We start from the raw sequence: 21895 nt of genomic DNA, 5'->3' as shown, positions 1-21895 counted from the left end.
CAGATCAAACCGGCATCTTCACGCTGACACGCCGCCATGGCCCCTAGGATTCCCCCTATCACCTCACCGGTCTCATTCGACAGGAACCTCATGAGTGACCCTTCCTCCCCCTTCGGCTTCGAGCTCGTGCGACGAGGCTACGACCGCGGTCAGGTGGACGACCGCATCAGCAAGCTCGTCGCCGACCGTGATAGTGCACTGGCCCGAATCACCTCTCTGGAAAAGCGCATCGAGGAGCTGCACCTCGAGACGCAGAACGCCCAGGCCCAGGTAAACGACGCCGAGCCGTCGTACGCCGGTCTCGGCGCCCGTGTCGAGAAGATTCTCCGCCTCGCCGAGGAGGAGGCCAAGGACCTGCGCGAGGAGGCCCGCCGCGCGGCCGAGCAGCACCGGGAGCTCGCCGAGTCGGCGGCCCAGCAGGTGCGCAACGACGCCGAGTCGTTCGCCGCCGAGCGCAAGGCGAAGGCCGAGGACGAGGGCGTCCGCATCGTCGAGAAGGCCCAGGGCGAGGCGAACACGCTCCGCACCGACGCCCAGAAGGACGCCCAGCAGAAGCGCGAGGAGGCCGACGCCCTCTTCGAGGAGACCCGCGCCAAGGCCGCCCAGGCCGCGGCCGACTTCGAGACCAACCTCGCCAAGCGCCGCGAGCAGTCGGAGCGCGACCTCGCGTCCCGCCAGGCCAAGGCCGAGAAGCGTCTCGCCGAGATCGAGCACCGCGCCGAGCAGCTCCGCCTGGAGGCCGAGAAGCTCCGCACGGACGCCGAGCGCCGGGCCCGCCAGACGGTGGAGACCGCCCAGCGTCAGGCCGAGGACATCGTCGCCGACGCCAACGCCAAGGCCGACCGGATCCGCAGCGAGTCGGAGCGCGAGCTGGCGGCGCTCACCAACCGCCGCGACTCGATCAACGCGCAGCTGACCAACGTCCGCGAGATGCTGGCGACGCTGACCGGCGCCGCCGTGGCCGCCGCCGGCTCCCCGGTGGAGGACGAGCCCGCCACCCGCGGTGTCCCGGCCCAGCAGACCCGCTGACCCCCGGCGCGTGTAGTACCCCCGTGTGCGCCCGGTTCCGCCCTTGTGGTGGCGCCGGGCGCTCGGGCGTTCTAGCGTGAACGCATGATCGAGCTCGAGGGACTCACCAAACGGTTCGGCAGCAAGATCGCCGTCGATCATCTGTCGTGTCAGGTCAGACCGGGCATCGTGACCGGTTTCCTCGGCCCGAACGGGGCGGGCAAGTCCACCACGATGCGGATGATGCTCGATCTCGACAACCCGACCAGCGGTACGGTGCGCATCGACGGCAAGCACTACCACGAGCTCTAGGAGCCGTTGAAGTACATCGGGGCGCTCCTCGACGCCAAGGCGATGCACGGCGGCCGCAGCGCGTACAACAACCTGCTGTGCCTGGCGCAGAGCAACCGCATCCCGCGCAAGCGGGTCGACGAGGTGCTCGACATGGTCGGCCTGAGCGCGGTGGCGAGGAAGAAGTCCAAGGGGTTCTCCCTCGGCATGGGCCAGCGGCTCGGCATCGCGTCCGCGCTGCTCGGCGATCCCGAGATCCTGATGTTCGACGAGCCGGTCAACGGACTGGACCCCGAGGGCATCCACGGGATCCGCAATCTGATGAAGGCGCTCGCGTCGGAGGGCCGGACGATCTTTGTCTCGTCCCATCTGATGAGCGAAATGGCGCTGACCGCCGACCATTTGATCGTGATCGGCCAGGGCAAGCTGCTCGCCGACACCTCGATGGCGGACTTCATCCACGAGAACTCCCGCAGTTACGCGCGGCTGCGCTCCCCGCAGCAGGAGCGGCTGCGCGACGTGCTGCACCAGGAGGGCTTCACCGTCGTCGAGACGGCGGGCGGCGTCCTGGAGATCGACGGCGCCACCACCGAGGAGTTGGGTGAGCTGGCCGCCCGGCACCAGCTGGTGCTGCACGAGCTGAGTTCCCAGCGGGCCTCCCTGGAGGAGGCGTTCATGCAGATGACCGCCGGTTCGGTGGAGTACCACGCCCATTCGGAACGGGACCCGGCGGCCGAACCGCCCGCGGTGGGGGCCGGCTGGGGCGAGAGCTGGAACAAGCCCGGGGGCACCGACGACTCCGACGGCAAGGGGGCGTGACGACCATGGCATCGGTACCCGCGGTACTCACCTCGGAATGGACCAAGATCCGGTCGGTGTCCTCGACGACCTGGACCCTCATCGCCGCGTTCGCCGTCACGGTCGTGATGGGCGCGGCGCTGAGCGCCCTGCTGAACGCCACGTTCGACGACCTCTCGGAGGCCGAGCAGGCCACGTTCGACCCGACCTTCGTCAGCTTCTCCGGGACCGTTCTCGGCCAGCTCGCGATGGTGGTGTTCGGAGTCCTCGTGGTCGGCACCGAGTACAGCTCCGGCATGATCCGCACCTCGCTGGCGGCGGTGCCCCAGCGTGGGACCTTCCTCCTCAGCAAGATCACGGTGGCCGGCGGGCTGGCCCTTGTCGTGGGGCTGCTCACCAGCTTCGTCTCGTTCTTCCTGAGCCAGGCCATGCTCGGCGACCGGGGCACCGACATCGGCGCGGAGAACGTGCTGCGCGCTGTCGTCGGCGGCGGGCTCTACATGGGGCTGATCGCGATCTTCTCCATGGGGGTCGCGGCGATGCTGCGCAGTTCCATGCTGTCGCTCGGCATCCTGATGCCGTTCTTCTTCCTGGTCTCGCAGATCCTCGCGGCGGTGCCGGGCGCCAAGAGCGTCGCCCGGTACTTCCCCGACCAGGCCGGGTCGAAGATCATGCAGGTCGTTCCGGACGCGTTGAACAGCGACCCGGCCCCGTACGGCCCCTGGGCGGGACTCGGGATCATGGTGCTCTGGGTGCTGGCGGCGGTGCTCGGCGGCTTCCTGGTCCTGAAGAAGCGGGACGCGTGACGGTCCCCTCGCACGCTGTGCGCAACTTGGCCGGAACCGTCACCGCCTGGTTATCCTCCTAACTCTTACGGGGGTGCGCGGCCGGGCGGCCCGAGCCCCGAACGACAGAGTGAGTCGATGGGGCTGGAGAATGATCGAGGCAGTCGGCCTGACCAAGCGCTACGGCGCGAAGACGGCCGTGGACGACCTTTCCTTCCAGGTGCGGCCGGGGGCCGTCACCGGGTTCCTCGGTCCGAACGGGTCGGGCAAGTCCACGACCATGCGCATGATCCTCGGCCTTGACCGCCCCACCGCAGGTCACGTCACGATCGGCGGCCACCCCTACCGCGACCTGCCGAACGCCCCGCGCCAGGTGGGCGCCCTGCTGGACGCCAAGGGCGTGCACGGCGGACGCACCGCCCGCAACCACCTGCTGTCCCTGGCCCAGCTGGCCGGCATCCCGGCGGCCCGGGTCGACGAGGTGCTGGGCGTCGTCGGCCTCAGGGACGTCGCCAAGCAGCGCTCCAGGGGCTTCTCGCTCGGGATGGGGCAGCGGCTCGGGATCGCGGCGGCGCTGCTCGGCGATCCGCAGGTGCTGCTGTTCGACGAGCCGGTCAACGGCCTCGACCCGGAGGGCATCCACTGGGTCCGCAATCTGATGAAGATGCTGGCCTCCGAGGGCCGTACGGTCTTCGTCTCGTCCCACCTGATGAGCGAGATGGCCCTCACCGCCGACCATCTGATCGTGATCGGGCGCGGCCGGCTGCTCTCCGACATGAGCGTCACGGACTTCATCTCCGCCAACTCCGCCGACTTCGCCCGGGTCCGGGTGCCGGACGGCGGCCCCGAGGAGCGGCAGAAGCTGACGGCCTCGCTCATCGAGGCGGGCGGCCGGGTCATGACGGAGCCGGGCGGTGCGCTGCGGGTCACCGGGCTGCCGCTGCCGCGGATCAGTGACCTGGCCCACGGCTGCGACGTACGGCTCTGGGAGCTGTCGCCGCACCAGGCCTCCCTGGAGGAGGCGTACATGCGCCTCACGCAGGGCCTGGTGGACTACCGCTCGACGGACGACGCCAAGGCGGGGCTCGTGGAGCCGCTCCCCCAGGACGCGTACGGGAGCGCCGACAGCTTCGTGTACCCCGAGCCGGTGGCGGTGCCGCAGGAGGGCTGGTACGCCCCGCCGCCGCCCGTTCCGGGCCGGAGCCCCGCACCCGCGGCGCCCTCCCCCGAAGCCGAGCCCTCTTCCGCCGCCGCGGCCAAAGAGCAGACGAGCGAGGACCTCCGATGACGACGCCGGCCACCCCCCGGGTCCACCAGCAGGCGCCGGACGCCGGCCCGCCGGCCTCCTACGAGTCGCCGATCCCGATCCGGCCCGCCACCCTCGGCGACGCGGTCGCCTCGGAGTGGACCAAGATCCGCTCCGTGCGCGCCACGGTCTGGACGCTCGGCGTGATGGTCGCGCTGATGCTGACGGTCGGGCCGGGCACCGCGCTGCTGCTGGCGGCGGACAGCGGCGGCGGTATGCCGGACGAGCCGGTCCTGGCCCTCGGCTTCTTCGGGGTGCTGCTGGGCTCCATCTGCGTGATCACGCTCGGTGTGCTGACCATCGGGTCCGAGTACAGCACCGGCATGATCCGTACGACGCTGACGGCCTGTCCGAGCCGGGGCCGGGTGCTCGCGGCCAAGGCGATCGTCTTCGCCGCGCTGTCCTTCGCCGTCACGACGGTGACCGCCGCGGTCGTGGCGGGCCTCCAGACCCTGATCCTGGACGGCCGCGCCGCGTCGGGCGGCGAGTGGGCGCTCGCCACGGTCGGTGTCGGGCTCTATCTCGCGGCCCTCGGCCTGCTGTCGCTCGGGGTCGGCGCGATCGTGCGGCACTCGGCGGGTGCGATCACCATCATGATCGGCGTGGTGCTGGCGCCCCTGGTCCTCGCGCTGTTCATGTTCGCCGACACCCTGCGGGGCCTTCAGCGCTTCCTGATCGACTACTCGATCCCCAACCAGATCGGCGGGATATACGGCACGACGATGACCAGTACCGGTCCGACCGGCTGGGAGCCGCTGCTGCTGATGCTGTGCCTGGCCGCCGCGGCGCTGGGCGGGGCCGTCGCGATACTGAACCGGCGCGACGTCTGAGGGGGCGCGAGACGTCCGAGGGGGCGCGCGAGGCCTGACGTCGGCGGGGCCTGAGGGGTCGCGCGAGGCCTGAGGTCGGCGGGGCCTGAGGGGTCGCGCGAGGCCTGAGGTCGGCGGGGCCTGAGGGGTCGCGCGAGGCCTGAGGTCGGCGGGGCCTGAGGGGTCGCGCGAGGCCTGAGGTCGGCGGGGCCTGAGGGGTCGCGCGAGGCCTGAGGTCGGCGGGGCCGGTCGCCGTCAATAACGCGGAGCGTTCCGGGACCGCTGCACCCGGGTGGTGCGGCGGTCCTTCGCGTTCCAGCACGCCTTGTGCCAGTGCCTGCGGTCGTCGATGCCGCCGAACTCGGGCCAGGTCACGAGGTGCGGGACCCCGGAGGGGATCTCCTGGTCGCAGCCCGGGCAGCGGTACCGCTTGCCCTGGGCGCTCGCGCCGCTGACCGGGCGCACCGACCACTCCTCGCCCTGCCAGCTCTCGGTGGCCCCTCCCCCGCCGTACCTGCCGAGCGCCGAGCCGGGGTGTTCGTCGGGACTCTCGCCGCCACGGGGGCGGTTACGGCGCGGGGACACAGGACACCTCACGGGGCGGATCGGACACGTTCCGCCCAAGCCTAGGGCCTGCCGTCGGGGGTGGCGGTCGGGCTGTCCGGCGGCCCAGTTCGGCAGTGGGGTGAGTTAGCGGAAAATCGCAACAACTTCTTGCGGGACCGTGCCTTTGGCACGTGTCAGACGTTGTTGCCGGTGGGGGAGAAACGCGTCGGCCGCAAGGAGGCAATAGGCGATGCGCATCGGAACGTTCGTTCTGGCAGCCCAGTTCCCGGGACAGGGGCCCGGTGAGGCCCTGCACCGGGCCGTCCGGTCCACCGAGGCGGCGGAGGAGAGCGGTCTCGACTCGGTCTGGCTGGCCGAGCACCACTTCGTGCCGTACGGGGTCTGCCCGTCCGCGACCACGCTGGCGGCGCTGCTGCTGGGCCGCACCCGCAGGATCCGGGTCGGCACGGCGGTCAGCGTGCTGCCCAACCACCACCCGGTCGCGCTCGCCGAGCAGGCCGCGCTGCTGCATCTGACCAGCGGCGGGCGCTTCTCGCTCGGGGTGGGGCGGGGTGGTCCATGGGTGGACCTGGAAGTGTTCGGCGGCGGCCTCGACGCGTACGAGAACGGCTTCCCCGAGGCGCTCGACCTGGTGCTCGACTGGCTGCGGGAGACGCGCGTCGCGGGGCGCGGCAAGCGGTTCGGCTTCCGCGAGGTGGCGGTGGTGCCGCGCGCGGACGAGCTGCTGGAGGGCCCGGCGGACGCGGGACCGGGTGGAGCGGGGCCCGAGGTCGTCGTGGCGTGCACCTCGCCGACGAGCGTGCGGCTCGCGGCCCGGCAGGCGCTGCCGATGCTGCTGGGCATGCACTGCGGGGACGAGCAGAAGGCGGAGATGGTCGCCCTGTGGCGCACGGCCGCCCGGGAGGCCGGCCATCCGCCCGAGGTGGTGGAGGGGGCCGCGCATGTGTCCGCCGGGGTGGCCCAGATCGAGGACGGCGCCGGAGAGGCCACGGAGCTGCTGGTGAAGTCGATGCCCGGCTGGCTGCGCCAGGGGCTCGACGCCCATGTCACGGTCGACGACAGGCACCGCGTGATGCGGGACCCGGTCGCGTACACGGAACTGCTGTGCGGGCTGCACCCGGTGGGCCCGCCTCGGCTGGCTGCCGACCGGCTGGCGGCCACCGCCGAGCGGACCGGGATCACGCGCTTCGCCCTCCTGGTGGAGGGATCGGGCGATCTCGCGGCGACCGAGGAGAACGTCCGGCGGCTGGGCGCCGACGTGCTGCCGCTGCTCACCTGACCTGCGCCTGCCGGTGTTCCCTCGGAGCGTTCCCTCGGAGCCGTCCGACGCCGATACCCGTGGGACGAGTGGTGCGGTGGTGCGGGAGCTGCCGCCCCGGGGCCAGTTGCACCTCCCGCGGCCCGGGACGGCAGCAAAAGCGTTCAGCAGTCCCGAAGTCCGGGCGACTGATTGAGCAACTGGCCCCTCACCGAGGTGAACTTGGCCAGTCGGTCGTCGACCGAGGCGTCCAGCGGGAACACCGCGACGCGGTGGCAGTTCTGGAATGCGAGACGCACTCCGAAGTGCCGCTGGAGCGCGCCGCGTATCGCATCACTCGCGAGCGCGCGCAGCAGCTGACCACGTGCCTGCTCGTCCGGCGGCGGCGTCTGGTTGTCGGCGAACTGTCCGCCGTCGACCTTCAGCTGAGCCACCAACGAGCTGATCATCTCCCATGCGAAGGGCAGGGAGGTCCGGACGCAGTCGACGAAGTCGGCTTCGTCGACCTCGCCTCGCTCGGCCTGTTCCAACAGCGCCGGTGAGACGTCGAGCGACATGGGTTCTCCTCTCGCGACCCCGGGCGATGGCCGGGGCCTTACGGGCAGGGAAGGGGGGCGGCGACGACGCAGCGTGCACGGACGGCGACCTCCTGCTTCCACGGTAAGCGCGCAGTCGGGGCCGCACCAGGAGATTGGGAACACAACCGGCCAATAACGAAGGGGCGCAAAGAGGGGCAAGCCCGCATCGCCGCGTCGCGGTGTGCACCCAGTGACAGGGGGCGACGGGTGGGGAAATCGCGTCGAGCCCCCGACGTCGAGTAGCGTTGCCGACCATGCGTCTCGTCATCGCCCGTTGCTCCGTGGACTACGCGGGCCGGCTCACAGCCCACCTGCCCTCCGCCCCCCGACTGATCCTGGTGAAGGCGGACGGAAGCGTCTCCATCCACGCCGACGACCGGGCGTACAAACCGCTCAACTGGATGTCCCCGCCGTGCACCCTGAAGGAGGGCGCCGACGGTGAGGAAGGCGTCTGGACCGTGGTGAACAAGGCGGGCGAAAAACTGATCATCACGATGGAGGAAGTCCTCCACGACTCGTCGTACGAGCTGGGCGTCGACCCGGGGCTCATCAAGGACGGCGTGGAAGCGCACCTCCAGGAACTGCTCGCGGACCGGATGGAGATCCTCGGCGAGGGTCACACCCTGATCCGCCGCGAATACCCCACCGCCATCGGGCCGGTGGACATCCTCTGCCGGGACGCGAACGGGCAGACGGTGGCCGTGGAGTTGAAGCGGCGGGGCGACATCGACGGCGTGGAGCAGCTGACGCGCTATCTGGAGCTGCTGAACCGCGACCCGCACCTCGCGCCGGTCCGGGGCGTCTTCGCCGCACAGGAGATCAAGCCGCAGGCCCGGGTGCTGGCGACGGACCGCGGCATCGGCTGCCTGGTCCTGGACTACAACGCGATGCGGGGCATCGAGGACGACAAGCTGCGGCTGTTCTGAGCGACGGCGTCAACGGGGGCCGGGTGGCTCACGCGGAAGCGTGAGCCACCCGGCCCCCGTACGTTCGGCGGTCCGGCGTGCTCAGACCGCCGGGTCGGGGGCCGCTTCGGACTCCGGGGCGCTCGCCGACTCGGCGGGACCGGCCGCGGAGGAGGAGCCCTGGGCCGGGGGCGGGGCCGGGGGCTCTTCGGTGGGCGTCTCGGTGGGCGTCTCGCTCTCCGACTCGGACGGCGTGGGGTCCGGGCTCTCGCTCTCGCTCTCGCTCGCCGTGGGCTTGGGCGAGGTCCTCGTCGGCGTCGGCTCGCTCGGGGAGCTGCTCCCGTCGTCCGTCGGGTCGGCCGTCCCCGGCGGCGTACCGTCCGACGTGGAGGAGCTCGGGGACGGGGAGCCGGAGGTGCTCGGGCCGGCCGACTCCGAGGCGCTCGGGGTCGCAGACGTCTCGCCGCCGGTGGTCTCCCCGGCCGGGACGGAGCCGTCCTCCGACTTCTCCGGGGGCGGGCCGTCGTCGGTCGGGTCCTCGGTGGTCGTCTGCTCGGTGATGACGTTGCGGCTGCCCGGCTCGTCGCCGTCGCCCGCGGTGACGCCGAGCGTGACGACGGTGCCGAGCACCGCGATCAGCACGGCGCCCGCGCCCGCGGCGGCCAGGTTGCGCCGGGCGCCGCCCAGGACGGCCCGGCCGGCCCCCTTGCGCGCGGCGGGGCCGGGTTGCGGCGGGAAGACGACGGTGGGCTGCTCCTCGGCCGGCTGCCGCAGGAACACCGGTGCGCCCGGGAACCCGCCGGGCGGTGTGCCCGGACCGTCCTGGCGCACCGTGGGCACCTCGTCGCCCGATGCCGTGCGGCCGAGGGGGGCGAAGTCGCCGGAGCGGTCCGCGACCAGGGCGAGCGCGCGGCGTCCGGCCACGGCCCCGGACTTGTCGGCGAGGGCGCCGCGCATCCCGATCGAGGTCTCCAGCTCGGTCCTGGCCCGGTCCGTCTTGCCGGTGCAGAGTGCGAGGACGCCCAACTCGTGGTGGAAGTAGGCCTCCTCGGCGACCTCGCCGGCGATCCTGGCGGCCTCCTGGCCGATCCTGAGGGCCCGCTCCCAGGCTCCCCAGCCCAGACCCGCCGCGAAGGCCGGGGAGGCGCTGCGGGCCAGCAGGACGGCCGCGCTGGCCGCCCCCGCCTCGTCGCCCGGGACCAGCCGGCCCAGGGAGGCGACGATCGCGTCCGCCTCGGCGACGGCCCGTTCCGGGGTGACCGAGGGGTGCGAGGCCCACCAGGCGTAGTGCTGGGCGGCGGTACGGGCGTGGGCGGCGGCGTCGTCCTCGTAACCGGCCGCCGCGAGCTGGGCGAGGACTCCAGCCGCGAGGCGGTAGCGGGGACCGGCCGGGGAGAGCAGGCCGCAGCCGGCGAGCTCGCCGAGCGCGGCGTCCGCGTGGGTGTCGCCCACGAGGGCCGGCAGATGGGCCTGGTGGGGCACCTCGCCACCGAGGGCGACGGCGAAGCGCAGGGTGGCACGGGCCGCCTCGCTGAGCCGGGAGGCGAGCAGCACGGCAGGCGCGGCGCCCTCGCCGAGGCTCGGCAGCGGGACGTCGAGGGCTTCGGCGGCGTGCGCCGCGGGGGCCGGCGGCGCGTCGTCCGCGCGTGGCTCGAAGTAGTCGTACTCGTCGAAGGCTTCGGGGCCGGAGCGCAGCCGGTCGCCCTGTACGAGGAGCGATCCGGCCTGGACGAAGCGGAGCGGCAGGCCCTCGGACTCGAACCAGAGGTCGCCCGCCCAGTTCCGCTCCTCCTCCGTGAGGGGGCGTTCGACGACCTTCTCCAGCAGGGCCAGCGAGGCGCCGCGGCCGAGGCCGGCGAGGAGCACCTCCTCCAGGTGGGCGTCGACGCCGGGGGTGGTGGTGTCGGGGGTGGCGGCGAGCAGGAAGGCGCACTCGGGGGCGGCGGCGAGCAGTTCGTCGAGGGCCGCTCCGCCGATCTCCAGGTCGTCGATGGTGACGACGGCGCCGATGGACCGGACGAGCGCGAGCAGTTCGTCGCGGTCGGGGCGGTTGTTCGGGGCCTTGTACACGGTGTCGAAGAGGGCGTGCAGCAGATCGGCGCCGGTGCGGCCCCGCCCGTTGAGGCGGACGACTCCGTCGGGGGCCAGGTCCGCGCAGTCGGCGGCGACGGCGTCCAGCAGCGCGGTGCGGCCGGACCCGGCCTGACCGGTGAGGCGGACGCTGCGACCGCGCGCCAGCAGGCGGACCAGGCGTTCGCGCTCCTCCTCGCGCTCCAGGAGCGGCAGCTGCGGGGCGGGCGGTCCCGCGGGCACCGGGGGCGCACCGGCGCGTTCGTGGTCGGCGCGTTCGGCGGGGGTGCGGCGGACCGGGGCGTCGGGGCCCGAGCCGGGCGGGCGGGACTCGACCTCGCTGCCGTCGACGGGGTTGACCGTGAGCAGCAGGTCGCCGACGGTCAGCTGGACGACGCGGACCTGTTGCGGTGTCCCCGGGCCGAAGTCGGCGCCGCCCGATTCGCGGGACGGCCGGCGGTGGCCGGGATCGCCGCCGGAGCGGTCGTGGCCCTGCCCGTACTCATCGGATGCCCGGTGTGTCGGGTCCATCGCAAAGTCCCCCAGACGCGTCGTGCGCGGTTGCCCTCCCGGCCTCACACGCGTCCCGCTGTCGCTTCCGGTCCGGTGTCCGCCCATGGGTTCGTTGTCATTCGGCGGACGGCCGAACCCTAGACCTTGGCACAGTATTCATGAACCGCCGGGGTGCCACGCCGTCCAGGACGTCACGTTCCGGTGAGGATTGCGTGACTTCTTCCGCCAGGTGTGGTCCGTCCGGTCGTCCGACTCCCCGAGGGCGCGCGCGGCCGCTCGCACCGCCGGGATCCGAACGGCCGCGCGCACGCCCTCAGACGCGCGGCAGCGACTCGGCGGCGATGCCGCCCTCGATGGCCAGGATGCGGTGCAGCCGGGTGGCCACCAGGAGGCGCTGCATCTGTGGCGGCACGCCGCGCAGCACGAGGCGGCGTCCGGCCCGTCCCGCCCGGCGGTGGGCTCCCATGATGACGCCGAGTCCCGTGGCGTCCCAGGAGTCCAGCTCGGTCAGGTCCAGCACGAGGTCGCCGACTCCGTCGTCCACGGCCGAGTGCAGGACCGTACGGGCGTCCGCCGCGCTTCGGACGTCGAGGCGGCCCCCGACGACCAGCTCGGCGTGGTCGCCCCTGATGTGCATATGCGCTCCCCGGTCATGCTCCGTAGAAGGTCCGTCTGTCTGCTCTGCCGTCGGCCGTCCGTTCCGCCGTCGGCTCTGTCGTGGGCCCTGCCTCCGCCACGCGCGGCGCCCTGTCTCTGCCACCACTGACTGTCGCGACGACAGGGAAGTTGCCGTCTGTAAGCGAACTGATATCGAATTCACTCGGTGGAGTGACTCCGGTTCGTCGGAGACCGGTCTCCGCCGGGTAGGATCCCCGGCTCCCCCGGCCCGGACGGTGGCGGGCCGGGCCGGGCCGAGGAGCCGGGTCCGGTCAGTACGTGTAGAAGCCCTGCCCGCTCTTGCGCCCGATGTCACCTGCGTCGACCATCCGGCGCATCAGCTCCGGGGCGGCGAACTTCTCGTCCTGCGACTCGGTGTAGATGTTGCCGGTGGCGTGCAGGAGGATGTCGACGCCGGTCAGGTCCGCGGTGGCGAGCGGGCCCATGGCGTGGCCGAAGCCCAGCTTGCAGGCGATGTCGATGTCCTCGGCCGAGGCGACGCCCGACTCGTACAGCTTGGCGGCCTCGACGACGAGCGCCGAGATCAGCCGGGTGGTGACGAAGCCGGCCACGTCGCGGTTGACCACGATGCAGGTCTTGCCGACCGACTCGGCGAACTCCCGGGCGGTGGCGAGGGTTTCGTCGCTGGTCTTGTAGCCGCGCACCAGCTCGCAGAGCTGCATCATCGGGACCGGCGAGAAGAAGTGCACGCCGACGACGCGTTCCGGACGCTCCGTCACGGCCGCGATCTTGGTGATCGGGATGGCGGAGGTGTTGGACGCGAGGACGGTGTTCTCGCCGACGACCCCGTCCAGGGCCCGGAAGATCTCGTGCTTGACTTCCAGCTTCTCGAAGACGGCTTCCACGACGATGTCCGCGTCGGCGACGGCGTCGAGGTCGGTGGTCGTGGTGATGCGGGCGAGCGCGGCCTCGGCGTCCGCCGCGTCCAGCTTGCCCTTGGAGACGAACCTGTCGTACGAGGCCTCGATGCCGTCACGGCCCCGGGTCAGCGCGGCGTCGGTGACGTCCCGCAGCACGACGTCCCAGCCCGCCTGGGCGGAGACCTGCGCGATCCCGGATCCCATGAGTCCGGCCCCGATGACGGCGAGCTTCCTGGCCACGTTCGCACCCCTTGGTCTCTGTTCGCCCGTGCCCGATTGTTCACGGCGGTTCACATGCTCTCCGGCGGAGGTTAGTACCCGTCGGGCGCGCTGGGGCGGTGAAGAGATGCGCGTCACGTCTCAGATGACGGACATCACACCGGGACGCGTCATTCGGCTCCGCGTCGCGCGTAGTTGAGGACCCGTTCCGCTGTCCGGTGGACGCGGTGCGGGACGCCTGCACCGGCTCGTACGCCACGACGCACATGCTCCACGGGGCCCTCGTCGCCGTGGGCCTCGCCGCCGCGGCCGTGACAGTGGGCACACGGGTCTCCCGACGGGCCGGAGCATAACTAGGCTGGGCCCATGGTCAATCTGACGCGCATCTACACCCGGACCGGCGACCAGGGCACCACGGCCCTCGGCGACATGAGCCGCACCGCCAAGACCGATCTGCGGATCTCGGCGTACGCGGACGCCAACGAGGCCAACGCGGCGATCGGCGCGGCCATCGCGCTGGGGCAGCTGCCCGAGGAGCTGGTGAAGGTCCTCGTACGCGTCCAGAACGACCTCTTCGACGTGGGCGCGGACCTGTGCACCCCGGTGATCGAGGATCCGAAGCATCCGCCCCTGCGGGTCGAGCAGTCCTACATCGACAAGCTGGAGGCGGACTGCGACACCTTCCTGGAGGAGCTGGAGAAGCTGCGCAGCTTCATCCTCCCCGGCGGTACGCCCGGCGCGGCCCTGCTGCACCAGGCGTGCACCGTGGTCCGGCGCGCCGAGCGGTCCACCTGGGCGGCGCTGGAGGTGCACGGGGAGTCGATGAACCCCCTGACCGCCACCTACCTCAACCGTCTCTCCGACCTCCTGTTCATCCTGGCGCGGAGCGCGAACAAGGAGGTCGGGGACGTGCTGTGGGTGCCGGGCGGCGACCGGTAGGCCTACAGCCCGTCGGCCGGCTCCCGCTCCGTCACCGCGTCCTTCGGGGCCTGCTTCGGGAACAGCGTGTAGCCCCCGGCGATGATCAGGTTGATGCCGATCACCAGGCCCATCCTCTGCTGCCAGCCCCGTAGCGAGCTGATCTCCCCGCCGGTGCCGACGTACCAGACGGCTGCCTGGAGCAGGCCCAGCGCGACCACCGCGGCGAGGATCCAGCGGGCGGCGGTGCGCCACTCGTGGGCGGCGCGCGCCATGCCGTACTTCGGCGGCTTCACCGGCGGCGGGCCGCCGAACCAGCGGTGGGCGACGCGGGCGTCCACCCACTTGATGGTGGAGTGGCCCAGACCCACCGTGAAGCCGATGTAGACGGCGGCCAGCCCGTGCTTCCAGTCGGGCTCGGCCCCGTTCTTCAGGTCGATGGCCGTCACCACCAGCAGCACGACCTCCAGTACCGGCTCGCACAGCAGCACGGCCGCGCCGAGCTTCGGTTTCCTCGCGACGTACCGCAGGGCGAGTCCGAGGGCCAGCAGAACCCAGAATGCGACCTCGCAGGCCACGATCAGTAGGGCGATCACGACTCTCTCCTCCCGTTCCCCTCCAGCCTCCCGGCCGCCGGGCGCGGACACGTCGTCGGCAGTGACGAAACCGGACTGCATCCTTCGATGTAGTCCCGGATCAGCCGACGAAGGGAGGCCCGGGGGCGGCGGTGCGTGTTGGATGGAGAGGTGCTCACCCGGATCCGCCCCGACCGCGACGACGTGACCCTCGGCGTCTCCGGGCTGCTCGGCGGGCTGCTCCTGTGGCTGCTGGGCCTCCACACCCAGGGCGGCCACTCCCTCTCCGCACCCTGGGTCACCCTCGTACCGCTGACCGCCATGGCCGCGGCCGAGCTGCTGCGCCGCACCGCACCGCGCACGGCGCTGACGATCGGCACGCTCGCGCTGGTGGCGAACCAGTTCACCCGGGGCAACCTCGCCACCGTCCTGATGTTCACGGACGTCGTGTACGCGGCCGTGCTGTACGGGACCCCGGCCGCCGCCCGCCGGCTCCCGGTGGCCACGCTCCTGATCACCGTCGCGTCCACGATCGGCTTCCTGGCCTGGTTCCGTAAGCCCGAGGCCCTGTTGATCGGCCTGGTCATCGGGCTGGTCTCCTTCGTCCCCGCCATCACCGGCGTCAGTGTGCGCACCCACCGCGCCGCCGCCGACGCGGCCCGGCTGGCCGCCGCACAGACCGCGCGGCTGGCCGAGATGGACCGGACGCAGGCGGTGATCGCCGAGCGGGCCCGGATGGCCCGGGAGCTGCACGACATGGTGGCCAACCACCTCTCCGCCGTGGCGATCCACTCCACCGCGGCCCTGTCCATCGACGACCCGGAGACCTCGCGGAGCGCCCTGAAGGTGATCCGCGAGAACAGCGTCGAGGGGCTCGCGGAGATGCGCCGGCTGATCGGGCTGCTGCGGGAGGGCGGCGAGGACGACGCCCCGGCGGCGGCCCCGACGCTCGCGTCCCTGGACGTGCTCGTCGAGCAGACGAACGTCAACGGGGCGTCCGGCGGGCTGGTCTGCACCCTGGAGGACACCCGGGGGGCGGCGGCCGGGCCGCTGCCGACGCCGGTCGAGCTGGCCGCGTACAGGATCGTGCAGGAGTCCCTGACCAACGCCCTCAAACACGCGGCGCCGGGGCCGGTCGCGGTGCGGCTCGCCCACGGCGACGGGGTGCTGAGGATCGAGGTGACCAGTGTGTTCGGCCGCCGCCCCGGACCGACGGCGCCCGGTTCGGGTGCGGGCCTGGTGGGCATGCGGGAGCGGGTGACGCTGCTCGGCGGGACGTTCGAGGCAGGGGCCGAGGTGGGGGGCGACTACGACGGCGACGGCGACGGCGACGGCGACGGAACCAAGATCTGGCGGGTGCGGGCTCAACTGCCCGTGACGGAAGGGACGATGCGGGAATGACGATCCGGGTACTGGTCGCGGAGGACCAGTCGGCGGTGCGCGCGGGACTGGTGCTGATCCTCTCCAGCGCGCCGGACATCGAGGTCGTCGGAGAGGCGGGGGACGGCGAGGCGGCGGTGCGCCTGGCGCGTGAACTCCGCCCGGACCTGGTGCTGATGGATGTGCAGATGCCGCGCCTCGACGGGGTGGCGGCGACGCGGCAGGTGGTCGAGGAGGAGCTCGCGGACGTCCTGGTGCTGACCACGTTCGATCTGGACGAGTACGTCTTCGGGGCGCTGCGCGCGGGGGCCTGTGGCTTTCTGCTGAAGAACACCGACGCCCGCGATCTGCTGGAGGCGGTACGGACGGTGGCGCGCGGCGAGGGGCTGATCGCCCCGGCCGTGACCCGGCGGCTGATCGCGGAGTTCGCCGGGGCGTCCCCCGTACGCGGCCGGGGGACGTCCGATCCGGCGGTGCTGGACACGCTCACCCGGCGCGAGCGCGAGGTGCTGGGGTGCCTGGGCGAGGGGCTGTCGAACGCGGAGATCGCGCTGCGCCTCTCGATGGCCGAGGCCACGGTGAAGACCCACGTCAGCAGGGTGCTGGGCAAGCTGGAGCTGCGCAGCCGGGTTCAGGCGGCGGTTCTGGCACAGGAGTTGGGGATTCGAGTCACACCCTGATCTTTGGTCCAGACCTCTTGACGATTGGTCCAGACCTTCCTACTGTCACCGTCACACACTGCGGTGAGTACGAGAGCACCCGTACTCAGGGCGGCGCAGGGTTTGCAGTCCACGAATCATCCCCGTTTGTTGGACCTCACCCGAGGAGCTCCGTTGAGCACAGAATCCCCCCAACGCCGATCCAGATTTCGATGGGTCCCGGCCCGCAGCGGCCGGTCCAAGGTCATCGCGGGCCTGACGGCGCTGGTCGTGCCGCTGGCCGCGATGGTGGGGCTCGCCGCCCCCGCCTCGGCGGCCACGTCGGCCACCGCCACGTACACCAAGAAGTCGGACTGGGGCAGCGGCTTCGAGGGCCAGTGGACGGTGAAGAACACCGGCACCACCGCGCTCTCCTCCTGGACCATCGAGTGGGACTTCCCCTCGGGCACGACGGCGGGCTCCGCCTGGGACGCCAACCTCACCAAGAGCGCTGACCACTACACCGCCAAGAACCTCTCCTGGAACGGGTCCGTGGCGCCCGGCGCCAGCATCAGTTTCGGCTTCAACGGCACCGGCTCCGGCTCCCCCACGGGCTGCAAGCTGAACGGCGCCTCCTGTGACGGCGGCAGCGTCCCCGGCGACAACGCCCCCTCGGCGCCCGGCACCCCGACCACCAGCGACGTCACCGACACCTCGGTCAAGCTCAGCTGGAGCGCGGCGACCGACGACAAGGGCGTCAAGAACTACGACGTGCTGCGCGACGGCGCGAAGATCGCCACGGTCACCGGCACGACGTACACCAACACCGGCCTGACCGCCGGCACCGACTACTCCTACGCCGTGCAGGCCCGGGACACCGCCGACCAGACCGGCCCGGCCTCCGGCGCCGTCTCCGTGCGGACCACCGGCGGCGGGGGCGAGCAGCCCGGCGGCGACAAGGTCAACCTGGGCTACTTCACCAACTGGGGCGTCTACGGGCGCAACTACCACGTCAAGAACCTGGTGACGTCCGGTTCCGCCGCGAAGATCACGCACATCAACTACGCCTTCGGCAACGTGCAGAACGGCAAGTGCACCATCGGTGACGCGTACGCCGACTACGACAAGGCGTACACCGCCGACCAGTCCGTCGACGGCGTCGCCGACACCTGGGACCAGCCGCTGCGCGGCAACTTCAACCAGCTGCGCAAGCTGAAGGCCAAGTTCCCGCACATCAAGATCCTCTGGTCGTTCGGCGGCTGGACCTGGTCCGGCGGCTTCGGCCAGGCCGTGCAGAACCCCGCCGCCTTCGCCCAGTCCTGCCACGACCTGGTCGAGGACCCCCGCTGGGCCGATGTCTTCGACGGCATCGACCTCGACTGGGAGTACCCCAACGCCTGTGGTCTGACCTGTGACACCAGCGGCCCGGCCTCGCTCAAGACCATGGCCGACGCCATGCGGGCGAAGTTCGGCCCGAAGTACCTGGTCACCGCCGCCATCACCGCGGACGGCTCCAACGGCGGCAAGATCGACGCTGCCGACTACGGCGGCGCCTCCCAGTCCTTCGACTGGTACAACGTGATGACGTACGACTTCTTCGGCGCCTGGGCGGCCAAGGGCCCGACGGCCCCGCACTCGCCGCTGACCCCGTACACCGGCATCCCGCAGGCCGGCTTCTCCTCCTCCGAGGCCATCGCCAAGCTGAAGGCCAAGGGCGTCCCCGCCAAGAAGCTGCTCCTCGGCATCGGCTTCTACGGCCGCGGCTGGACCGGCGTCACCCAGTCCGCCCCCGGCGGCACGGCGACCGGCGCGGCCCCGGGCACGTACGAGGCGGGCAACGAGGACTACAAGGTCCTGAAGAACACCTGCCCGTCCACCGGCACCATCGCCGGCACGGCCTACGCGCACTGCGGCACCAACTGGTGGAGCTACGACACCCCGGCCACCATCGGCACCAAGATGACCTGGGCGAAGAACCAGGGCCTCGGTGGCGCGTTCTTCTGGGAGTTCTCCGGCGACACCAACAACGGTGAACTGGTGAACGCCATCAAGACCGGCCTCCAGTAAGCACCACGGTGCTCCCCACGCCATAACGGCAAGCACCACCCCGGAAAAGCACCGGGGAGACGGGTCCGCCCCCCGTCTCCCCGGTTTTTCGCTGTGTACGCGCGCTTAAGCGACATTCTCAGGCCACATCGGCCCTCCCCCAGACTCCGTCCGGGGGGGACCCCCTTCCAGCGGGGCTGCCTATCAGGCCACATTGACCCTCCCCCAGACTCCGTCCGGGGGGGACCCCCTTCCAGCGGGGCTGCCTATCAGGCCACATTGACCCGCTGGCCGGGCGGTGCCGCCTCCAGCCAGGCGAGGAAGCCGGTCAGGGCGTCCTCGCTCATCGCCAGCTCCAGGCGCGTCCCGTGGTGGAGACAGCCGAGCACGACGGAGTCGGACAGGAGCGCGAGCTCCTCCTCGCCCTCCGGAAGCCGGCGCGCGATCACCTCGATCGCAGAACGCTCCAGGCCCCGGCGGGGGCGAGGAGCGTAGGAGAAGACCCGGAACCAGTCGACGCGGTCACCGCTGTAGCGGGCGACCCCGTAGACCCAGCCCTTGCCGAGCGCATCGGGTTCCTCCGACACGTCCCAGCGCAGGCTGCAGTCGAAGGTCCCTCCGGACCGCTGGATCAGCCTCCGGCGCAGGCCGAAGACGAACAGTCCCAACAGAACCGTGACGATGACGGACGCTCCCACCCACAACGCGAGGACCATCTCCACCGACCTCCTCGCATCGTCGAGTAACGAACACCGAAACCGTATTGCACCTGCATCGCCTCAGCCGCGACACGGCTGGATCGCTCCAGCTCGGGCCGCGGCTGAGTAAAGACATCTGTCAGTGGGGGTGCTAGCGCACCGCCACCGCGCGCAGTCGTACGTCGGCACGCCGCTGGGCAGCGGCGTCCACGTCCGACTTCGCGAGTTCCAGCGCCCGCTCGGCGCGCTCGACATCGATCTCGTCGGCCAGCTCGGCGATCTCGGCCAGCAGCGACAGCTTGTCGTCCGCGAACGAGATGAATCCGCCGTGCACGGCGGCGATGACGGTGCCGCCCTCACTCGTGCGGATCGTCACCGGGCCCGATTCCAGCACACCGAGAAGCGGCTGGTGACCGGGCATGACGCCGATGTCGCCGGACGTGGTGCGCGCGACGACCAGGGTGGCCTCGCCGGACCAGACACTTCGGTCGGCGGCGACCAGCTCGACATGCAGCTCAGCAGCCAAGGGTGGCTCCTCGGGTCACCACCCGGCCGCCCGGCCGGGTGTCGGTTCAATTCTACGGGGCGTGGTGAGGGGGGCGGGACACACCCACCCCCCTCGGTGAGCCGGAGGCTCAGGAGACGCCGAGCTCCTTGGCCTTGGACTTGAGGTCGTCCAGGCCACCGCACATGAAGAACGCCTGCTCGGGGAAGTGGTCGTAGTCCCCGTCGCAGATCGCGTTGAACGCGGAGATCGACTCGTCGAGCGGAACGTCCGAACCGTCCAGGCCGGTGAACTGCTTGGCGGCGTGGGTGTTCTGCGACAGGAAGCGCTCGACGCGACGGGCACGGTGGACAACGAGCTTGTCCTCCTCGCCCAGCTCGTCGATACCGAGGATCGCGATGATGTCCTGGAGGTCCTTGTACTTCTGGAGGATCCCCTTGACGCGGCTGGCCGCGGCGTAGTGGTCCTGCGAGATGTAACGCGGGTCCAGGATGCGGGACGTGGAGTCCAGCGGGTCCACGGCCGGGTAGATGCCCTTCTCGGAGATCGGACGGGAGAGAACCGTCGTCGCGTCGAGGTGGGCGAACGTGGTGGCCGGGGCAGGGTCGGTCAGGTCGTCCGCGGGGACGTAGATCGCCTGCATCGAGGTGATCGAGTGACCACGCGTCGAGGTGATGCGCTCCTGGAGCACACCCATCTCGTCGGCCAGGGTCGGCTGGTAACCCACCGCGGACGGCATGCGGCCGAGCAGCGTGGAGACCTCGGAGCCGGCCTGCGTGAAGCGGAAGATGTTGTCGATGAAGAGCAGCACGTCCTGCTTCTGCACATCGCGGAAGTACTCCGCCATGGTCAGGGCGGACAGGGCCACGCGCAGACGCGTCCCCGGCGGCTCGTCCATCTGGCCGAAGACGAGCGCGGTCTTCTCCAGAACGCCCGACTCGGTCATCTCGTCGATGAGGTCGTTGCCCTCACGGGTGCGCTCACCGACACCGGCGAACACCGACACACCGTCGTGCAGCTTCGCCACACGCATGATCATTTCCTGGATGAGGACCGTCTTGCCGACGCCCGCACCACCGAACAGACCGATCTTGCCGCCCTTGACGTACGGGGTCAGCAGGTCGACGACCTTCAGGCCGGTCTCGAACATCTCGGTCTTCGACTCGAGCTGGTCGAAGGCCGGGGCCTTGCGGTGGATCGGCCAGCGCTCGGTGATCTGCGCCTCGGCCTCCGGCTCGTTCAGGATCTGACCGAGGGTGTTGAACACCTTGCCCTTGGTGATGTCACCGACGGGGACGGTGATGCCCGAGCCCGTGTTGGTCACCGCGGCCTGGCGGACCAGGCCGTCGGTGGGCTGCATCGAGATCGCACGGACCACACCGTCACCCAGGTGCTGGGCGACTTCCAGGGTCAGCGTCTTGCGGGCGCCGTCCTCGGCGGGGTCCGCGACCTCGACGTGGAGGGCGTTGTAGATCTCCGGCATCGCGTCGACGGGGAACTCCACGTCGACGACCGGGCCGATGACCCGGGCGACGCGGCCCGTGGCAGCGGCCGTCTCAACTGTCGTCGTCATTACTTGTCACTCCCCGCGGTCGCGTCGGCCAGAGCACTGGCACCGCCGACGATCTCGCTGATTTCCTGGGTGATTTCGGCCTGTCGGGCCGCGTTGGCAAGCCGGGACAGGCTCTTGATGAGGTCCCCGGCGTTGTCGGTCGCCGACTTCATCGCGCGGCGGCGGGCAGCGTGCTCGGAAGCGGCCGCCTGCAGCAGTGCGTTGTAGATGCGGCTCTCGACGTAGCGCGGCAGAAGGGCGTCGAGGACGTCCTCGGCCGACGGCTCGAATTCGAACAGCGGAAGGATCTCACCCTTGCGGGTGCTCTCCTGCGCCACCTCGTCGAGCGAAAGCGGCAGCATCCGGTCGTCGACCGCGTTCTGCGTCATCATCGACACGAATTCCGTGAAGACGATGTGCAGCTCGTCGACGCCGCCCTCGGCCGTGTCCTTCTGGATGGCCTCGATCAACGGGGCGGCGATGCTCTTGGCATCGGAGTACGCCGGGTTGTCGGTGAAGCCGGTCCAGGAGTCCTCGACCTTGCGCTCGCGGAAGCCGTAGTACGCGACACCCTTGCGGCCGACGATGTACGTGTCGACCTCCTTGCCCTCGGAGGCAAGGCGCTCACGCAGTCGCTCCGCGGCCTTGATGGCGTTGGAGGAGTAGCCGCCGGCCAGACCGCGGTCGCTCGTGACGAGCAGGACCGCGGCCCGGGTCGGGGACTCGACCTCGGTGGTGAGCGGGTGCTTGGCGTTGGAGCCGGTCGCCACCGCGGTCACCGCACGGGTGAGCTCGGTCGCGTACGGCTTGGACGCCGCCACCTTGCGCTGTGCCTTGACAATGCGCGAGGCGGCGATCATCTCCATCGCCTTGGTGATCTTCTTGGTCGCGGTGACGGCTTGGATGCGGCGCTTGTAAACGCGAAGCTGAGCGCCCAT

20 protein-coding genes and 2 pseudogenes are annotated in these 21895 nt (G+C 71.1%); 12 read left to right on the top strand and 10 right to left on the bottom strand.

All coding sequences use genetic code 11. The features are described 5' to 3' along the window. Positions 1-90 precede the first annotated feature (90 nt). The 5 genes and pseudogenes from AC3CH1_RS19205 to AC3CH1_RS19185 all read left to right on the top strand — a co-directional run bounded on the left by AC3CH1_RS19205 (position 91) and on the right by AC3CH1_RS19185 (position 5018). Positions 91-1029 carry a coiled-coil domain-containing protein gene (locus AC3CH1_RS19205; protein ID WP_397921275.1) on the top strand — a complete coding sequence of 313 codons (939 nt, stop codon included), beginning with the start codon at positions 91-93 and terminating at the stop codon, positions 1027-1029. An 84-nt stretch (positions 1030-1113) separates the two neighbouring features. Continuing rightward, positions 1114-2118: pseudogene (locus AC3CH1_RS19200) on the top strand (ATP-binding cassette domain-containing protein). 5 nt (positions 2119-2123) lie between these two features. Beyond that, positions 2124-2903: an ABC transporter permease gene (locus tag AC3CH1_RS19195; RefSeq protein ID WP_488464050.1), complete on the top strand. Its 780-nt coding sequence runs from the start codon at positions 2124-2126 to the stop codon at positions 2901-2903. 130 nt (positions 2904-3033) lie between these two features. Further along, positions 3034-4170 (top strand): ABC transporter ATP-binding protein, encoded by a 1137-nt coding sequence (locus AC3CH1_RS19190; RefSeq protein WP_488464049.1) that lies wholly within the window; start codon positions 3034-3036, stop codon positions 4168-4170. Then, the gene (locus tag AC3CH1_RS19185) at positions 4167-5018 is read left to right on the top strand and encodes an ABC transporter permease (RefSeq protein WP_488464048.1); all 852 of its coding nucleotides are present in this window, start codon (positions 4167-4169) and stop codon (positions 5016-5018) included. Before AC3CH1_RS19190 ends, AC3CH1_RS19185 begins: the two co-directional genes overlap by 4 nt. A gap of 234 nt (positions 5019-5252) precedes the next feature. Here AC3CH1_RS19185 and AC3CH1_RS19180 read toward each other — a convergent pair whose 3' ends face one another. After that, a complete protein-coding gene (locus AC3CH1_RS19180; RefSeq protein WP_398062710.1) occupies positions 5253-5582 on the bottom strand; it encodes an ATP/GTP-binding protein in 330 nt (109 codons plus the stop codon). 211 nt (positions 5583-5793) lie between these two features. Here AC3CH1_RS19180 and AC3CH1_RS19175 point away from each other — a divergent pair, with 211 nt between their 5' ends. Next, a complete protein-coding gene (locus AC3CH1_RS19175) occupies positions 5794-6843 on the top strand; it encodes an LLM class flavin-dependent oxidoreductase (RefSeq protein ID WP_488464047.1) in 1050 nt (349 codons plus the stop codon). Between the two features lie 143 nt (positions 6844-6986). Here the strand turns inward: AC3CH1_RS19175 and AC3CH1_RS19170 are convergent, their stop codons facing one another. Continuing rightward, on the bottom strand, positions 6987-7379 hold the full coding sequence (locus tag AC3CH1_RS19170) for an SCO5389 family protein (protein WP_488464046.1): 393 nt from the start codon (positions 7377-7379) through the stop codon (positions 6987-6989). Positions 7380-7654: 275 nt separating this feature from the next. Here AC3CH1_RS19170 and nucS point away from each other — a divergent pair, with 275 nt between their 5' ends. After that, a complete protein-coding gene (gene nucS, locus AC3CH1_RS19165) occupies positions 7655-8326 on the top strand; it encodes an endonuclease NucS (RefSeq protein WP_488464045.1) in 672 nt (223 codons plus the stop codon). An 81-nt stretch (positions 8327-8407) separates the two neighbouring features. Here the strand turns inward: nucS and AC3CH1_RS19160 are convergent, their stop codons facing one another. The 3 genes from AC3CH1_RS19160 to AC3CH1_RS19150 form a co-directional block, all read right to left on the bottom strand. Continuing rightward, positions 8408-10906 (bottom strand): tetratricopeptide repeat protein, encoded by a 2499-nt coding sequence (locus tag AC3CH1_RS19160; protein ID WP_488464044.1) that lies wholly within the window; start codon positions 10904-10906, stop codon positions 8408-8410. Between the two features lie 295 nt (positions 10907-11201). Continuing rightward, complete coding sequence (locus AC3CH1_RS19155; RefSeq protein WP_003966237.1) at positions 11202-11525, bottom strand: STAS domain-containing protein; 324 nt, start codon at positions 11523-11525, stop codon at positions 11202-11204. A 292-nt stretch (positions 11526-11817) separates the two neighbouring features. Beyond that, entirely contained in the window at positions 11818-12666 is an 849-nt protein-coding gene (locus AC3CH1_RS19150; protein ID WP_488464043.1) for a 3-hydroxyacyl-CoA dehydrogenase family protein, read from the bottom strand. 182 nt (positions 12667-12848) lie between these two features. Here AC3CH1_RS19150 and AC3CH1_RS19145 point away from each other — a divergent pair. Both AC3CH1_RS19145 and AC3CH1_RS19140 read left to right on the top strand, forming a co-directional pair. Beyond that, a pseudogene (locus AC3CH1_RS19145) lies at positions 12849-12998 on the top strand (ABC transporter permease); the annotation flags it as partial. Between the two features lie 13 nt (positions 12999-13011). After that, entirely contained in the window at positions 13012-13584 is a 573-nt protein-coding gene (locus AC3CH1_RS19140) for a cob(I)yrinic acid a,c-diamide adenosyltransferase (RefSeq protein ID WP_488464042.1), read from the top strand. Positions 13585-13586: 2 nt separating this feature from the next. Here the strand turns inward: AC3CH1_RS19140 and AC3CH1_RS19135 are convergent, their stop codons facing one another. Further along, on the bottom strand, positions 13587-14159 hold the full coding sequence (locus tag AC3CH1_RS19135; RefSeq protein ID WP_488464041.1) for a hypothetical protein: 573 nt from the start codon (positions 14157-14159) through the stop codon (positions 13587-13589). Between the two features lie 150 nt (positions 14160-14309). Here AC3CH1_RS19135 and AC3CH1_RS19130 point away from each other — a divergent pair, with 150 nt between their 5' ends. The 3 genes from AC3CH1_RS19130 to AC3CH1_RS19120 all read left to right on the top strand — a co-directional run bounded on the left by AC3CH1_RS19130 (position 14310) and on the right by AC3CH1_RS19120 (position 18223). Further along, positions 14310-15539 carry a sensor histidine kinase gene (locus tag AC3CH1_RS19130; RefSeq protein ID WP_488464442.1) on the top strand — a complete coding sequence of 410 codons (1230 nt, stop codon included), beginning with the start codon at positions 14310-14312 and terminating at the stop codon, positions 15537-15539. Continuing rightward, positions 15536-16198 carry a response regulator gene (locus tag AC3CH1_RS19125; RefSeq protein WP_488464040.1) on the top strand — a complete coding sequence of 221 codons (663 nt, stop codon included), beginning with the start codon at positions 15536-15538 and terminating at the stop codon, positions 16196-16198. Before AC3CH1_RS19130 ends, AC3CH1_RS19125 begins: the two co-directional genes overlap by 4 nt. A gap of 153 nt (positions 16199-16351) precedes the next feature. Next, the gene (locus AC3CH1_RS19120; protein WP_488464039.1) at positions 16352-18223 is read left to right on the top strand and encodes a glycosyl hydrolase family 18 protein; all 1872 of its coding nucleotides are present in this window, start codon (positions 16352-16354) and stop codon (positions 18221-18223) included. 248 nt (positions 18224-18471) lie between these two features. Here the strand turns inward: AC3CH1_RS19120 and AC3CH1_RS19115 are convergent, their stop codons facing one another. The 4 genes from AC3CH1_RS19115 to AC3CH1_RS19100 all read right to left on the bottom strand — a co-directional run bounded on the left by AC3CH1_RS19115 (position 18472) and on the right by AC3CH1_RS19100 (position 21895). Then, the gene (locus tag AC3CH1_RS19115; protein WP_026290719.1) at positions 18472-18918 is read right to left on the bottom strand and encodes a DUF2550 domain-containing protein; all 447 of its coding nucleotides are present in this window, start codon (positions 18916-18918) and stop codon (positions 18472-18474) included. Between the two features lie 133 nt (positions 18919-19051). Further along, positions 19052-19426 (bottom strand): F0F1 ATP synthase subunit epsilon, encoded by a 375-nt coding sequence (locus AC3CH1_RS19110; RefSeq protein ID WP_364953936.1) that lies wholly within the window; start codon positions 19424-19426, stop codon positions 19052-19054. Between the two features lie 109 nt (positions 19427-19535). Then, positions 19536-20978 carry a F0F1 ATP synthase subunit beta gene (gene atpD / locus AC3CH1_RS19105; protein ID WP_488464038.1) on the bottom strand — a complete coding sequence of 481 codons (1443 nt, stop codon included), beginning with the start codon at positions 20976-20978 and terminating at the stop codon, positions 19536-19538. After that, positions 20978-21895, bottom strand: a complete 918-nt coding sequence (locus tag AC3CH1_RS19100; protein ID WP_488464037.1) for a F0F1 ATP synthase subunit gamma — start codon at positions 21893-21895, stop codon at positions 20978-20980. The genes atpD and AC3CH1_RS19100 overlap by 1 nt, the downstream gene beginning before the upstream one ends.

The sequence above is a fragment of the Streptomyces sp. MGP-P1 genome (assembly GCF_057766565.1).
Note: the sequence above shows the minus strand (reverse complement) of the source record. Positions and strands in the feature narration are given on the sequence as shown.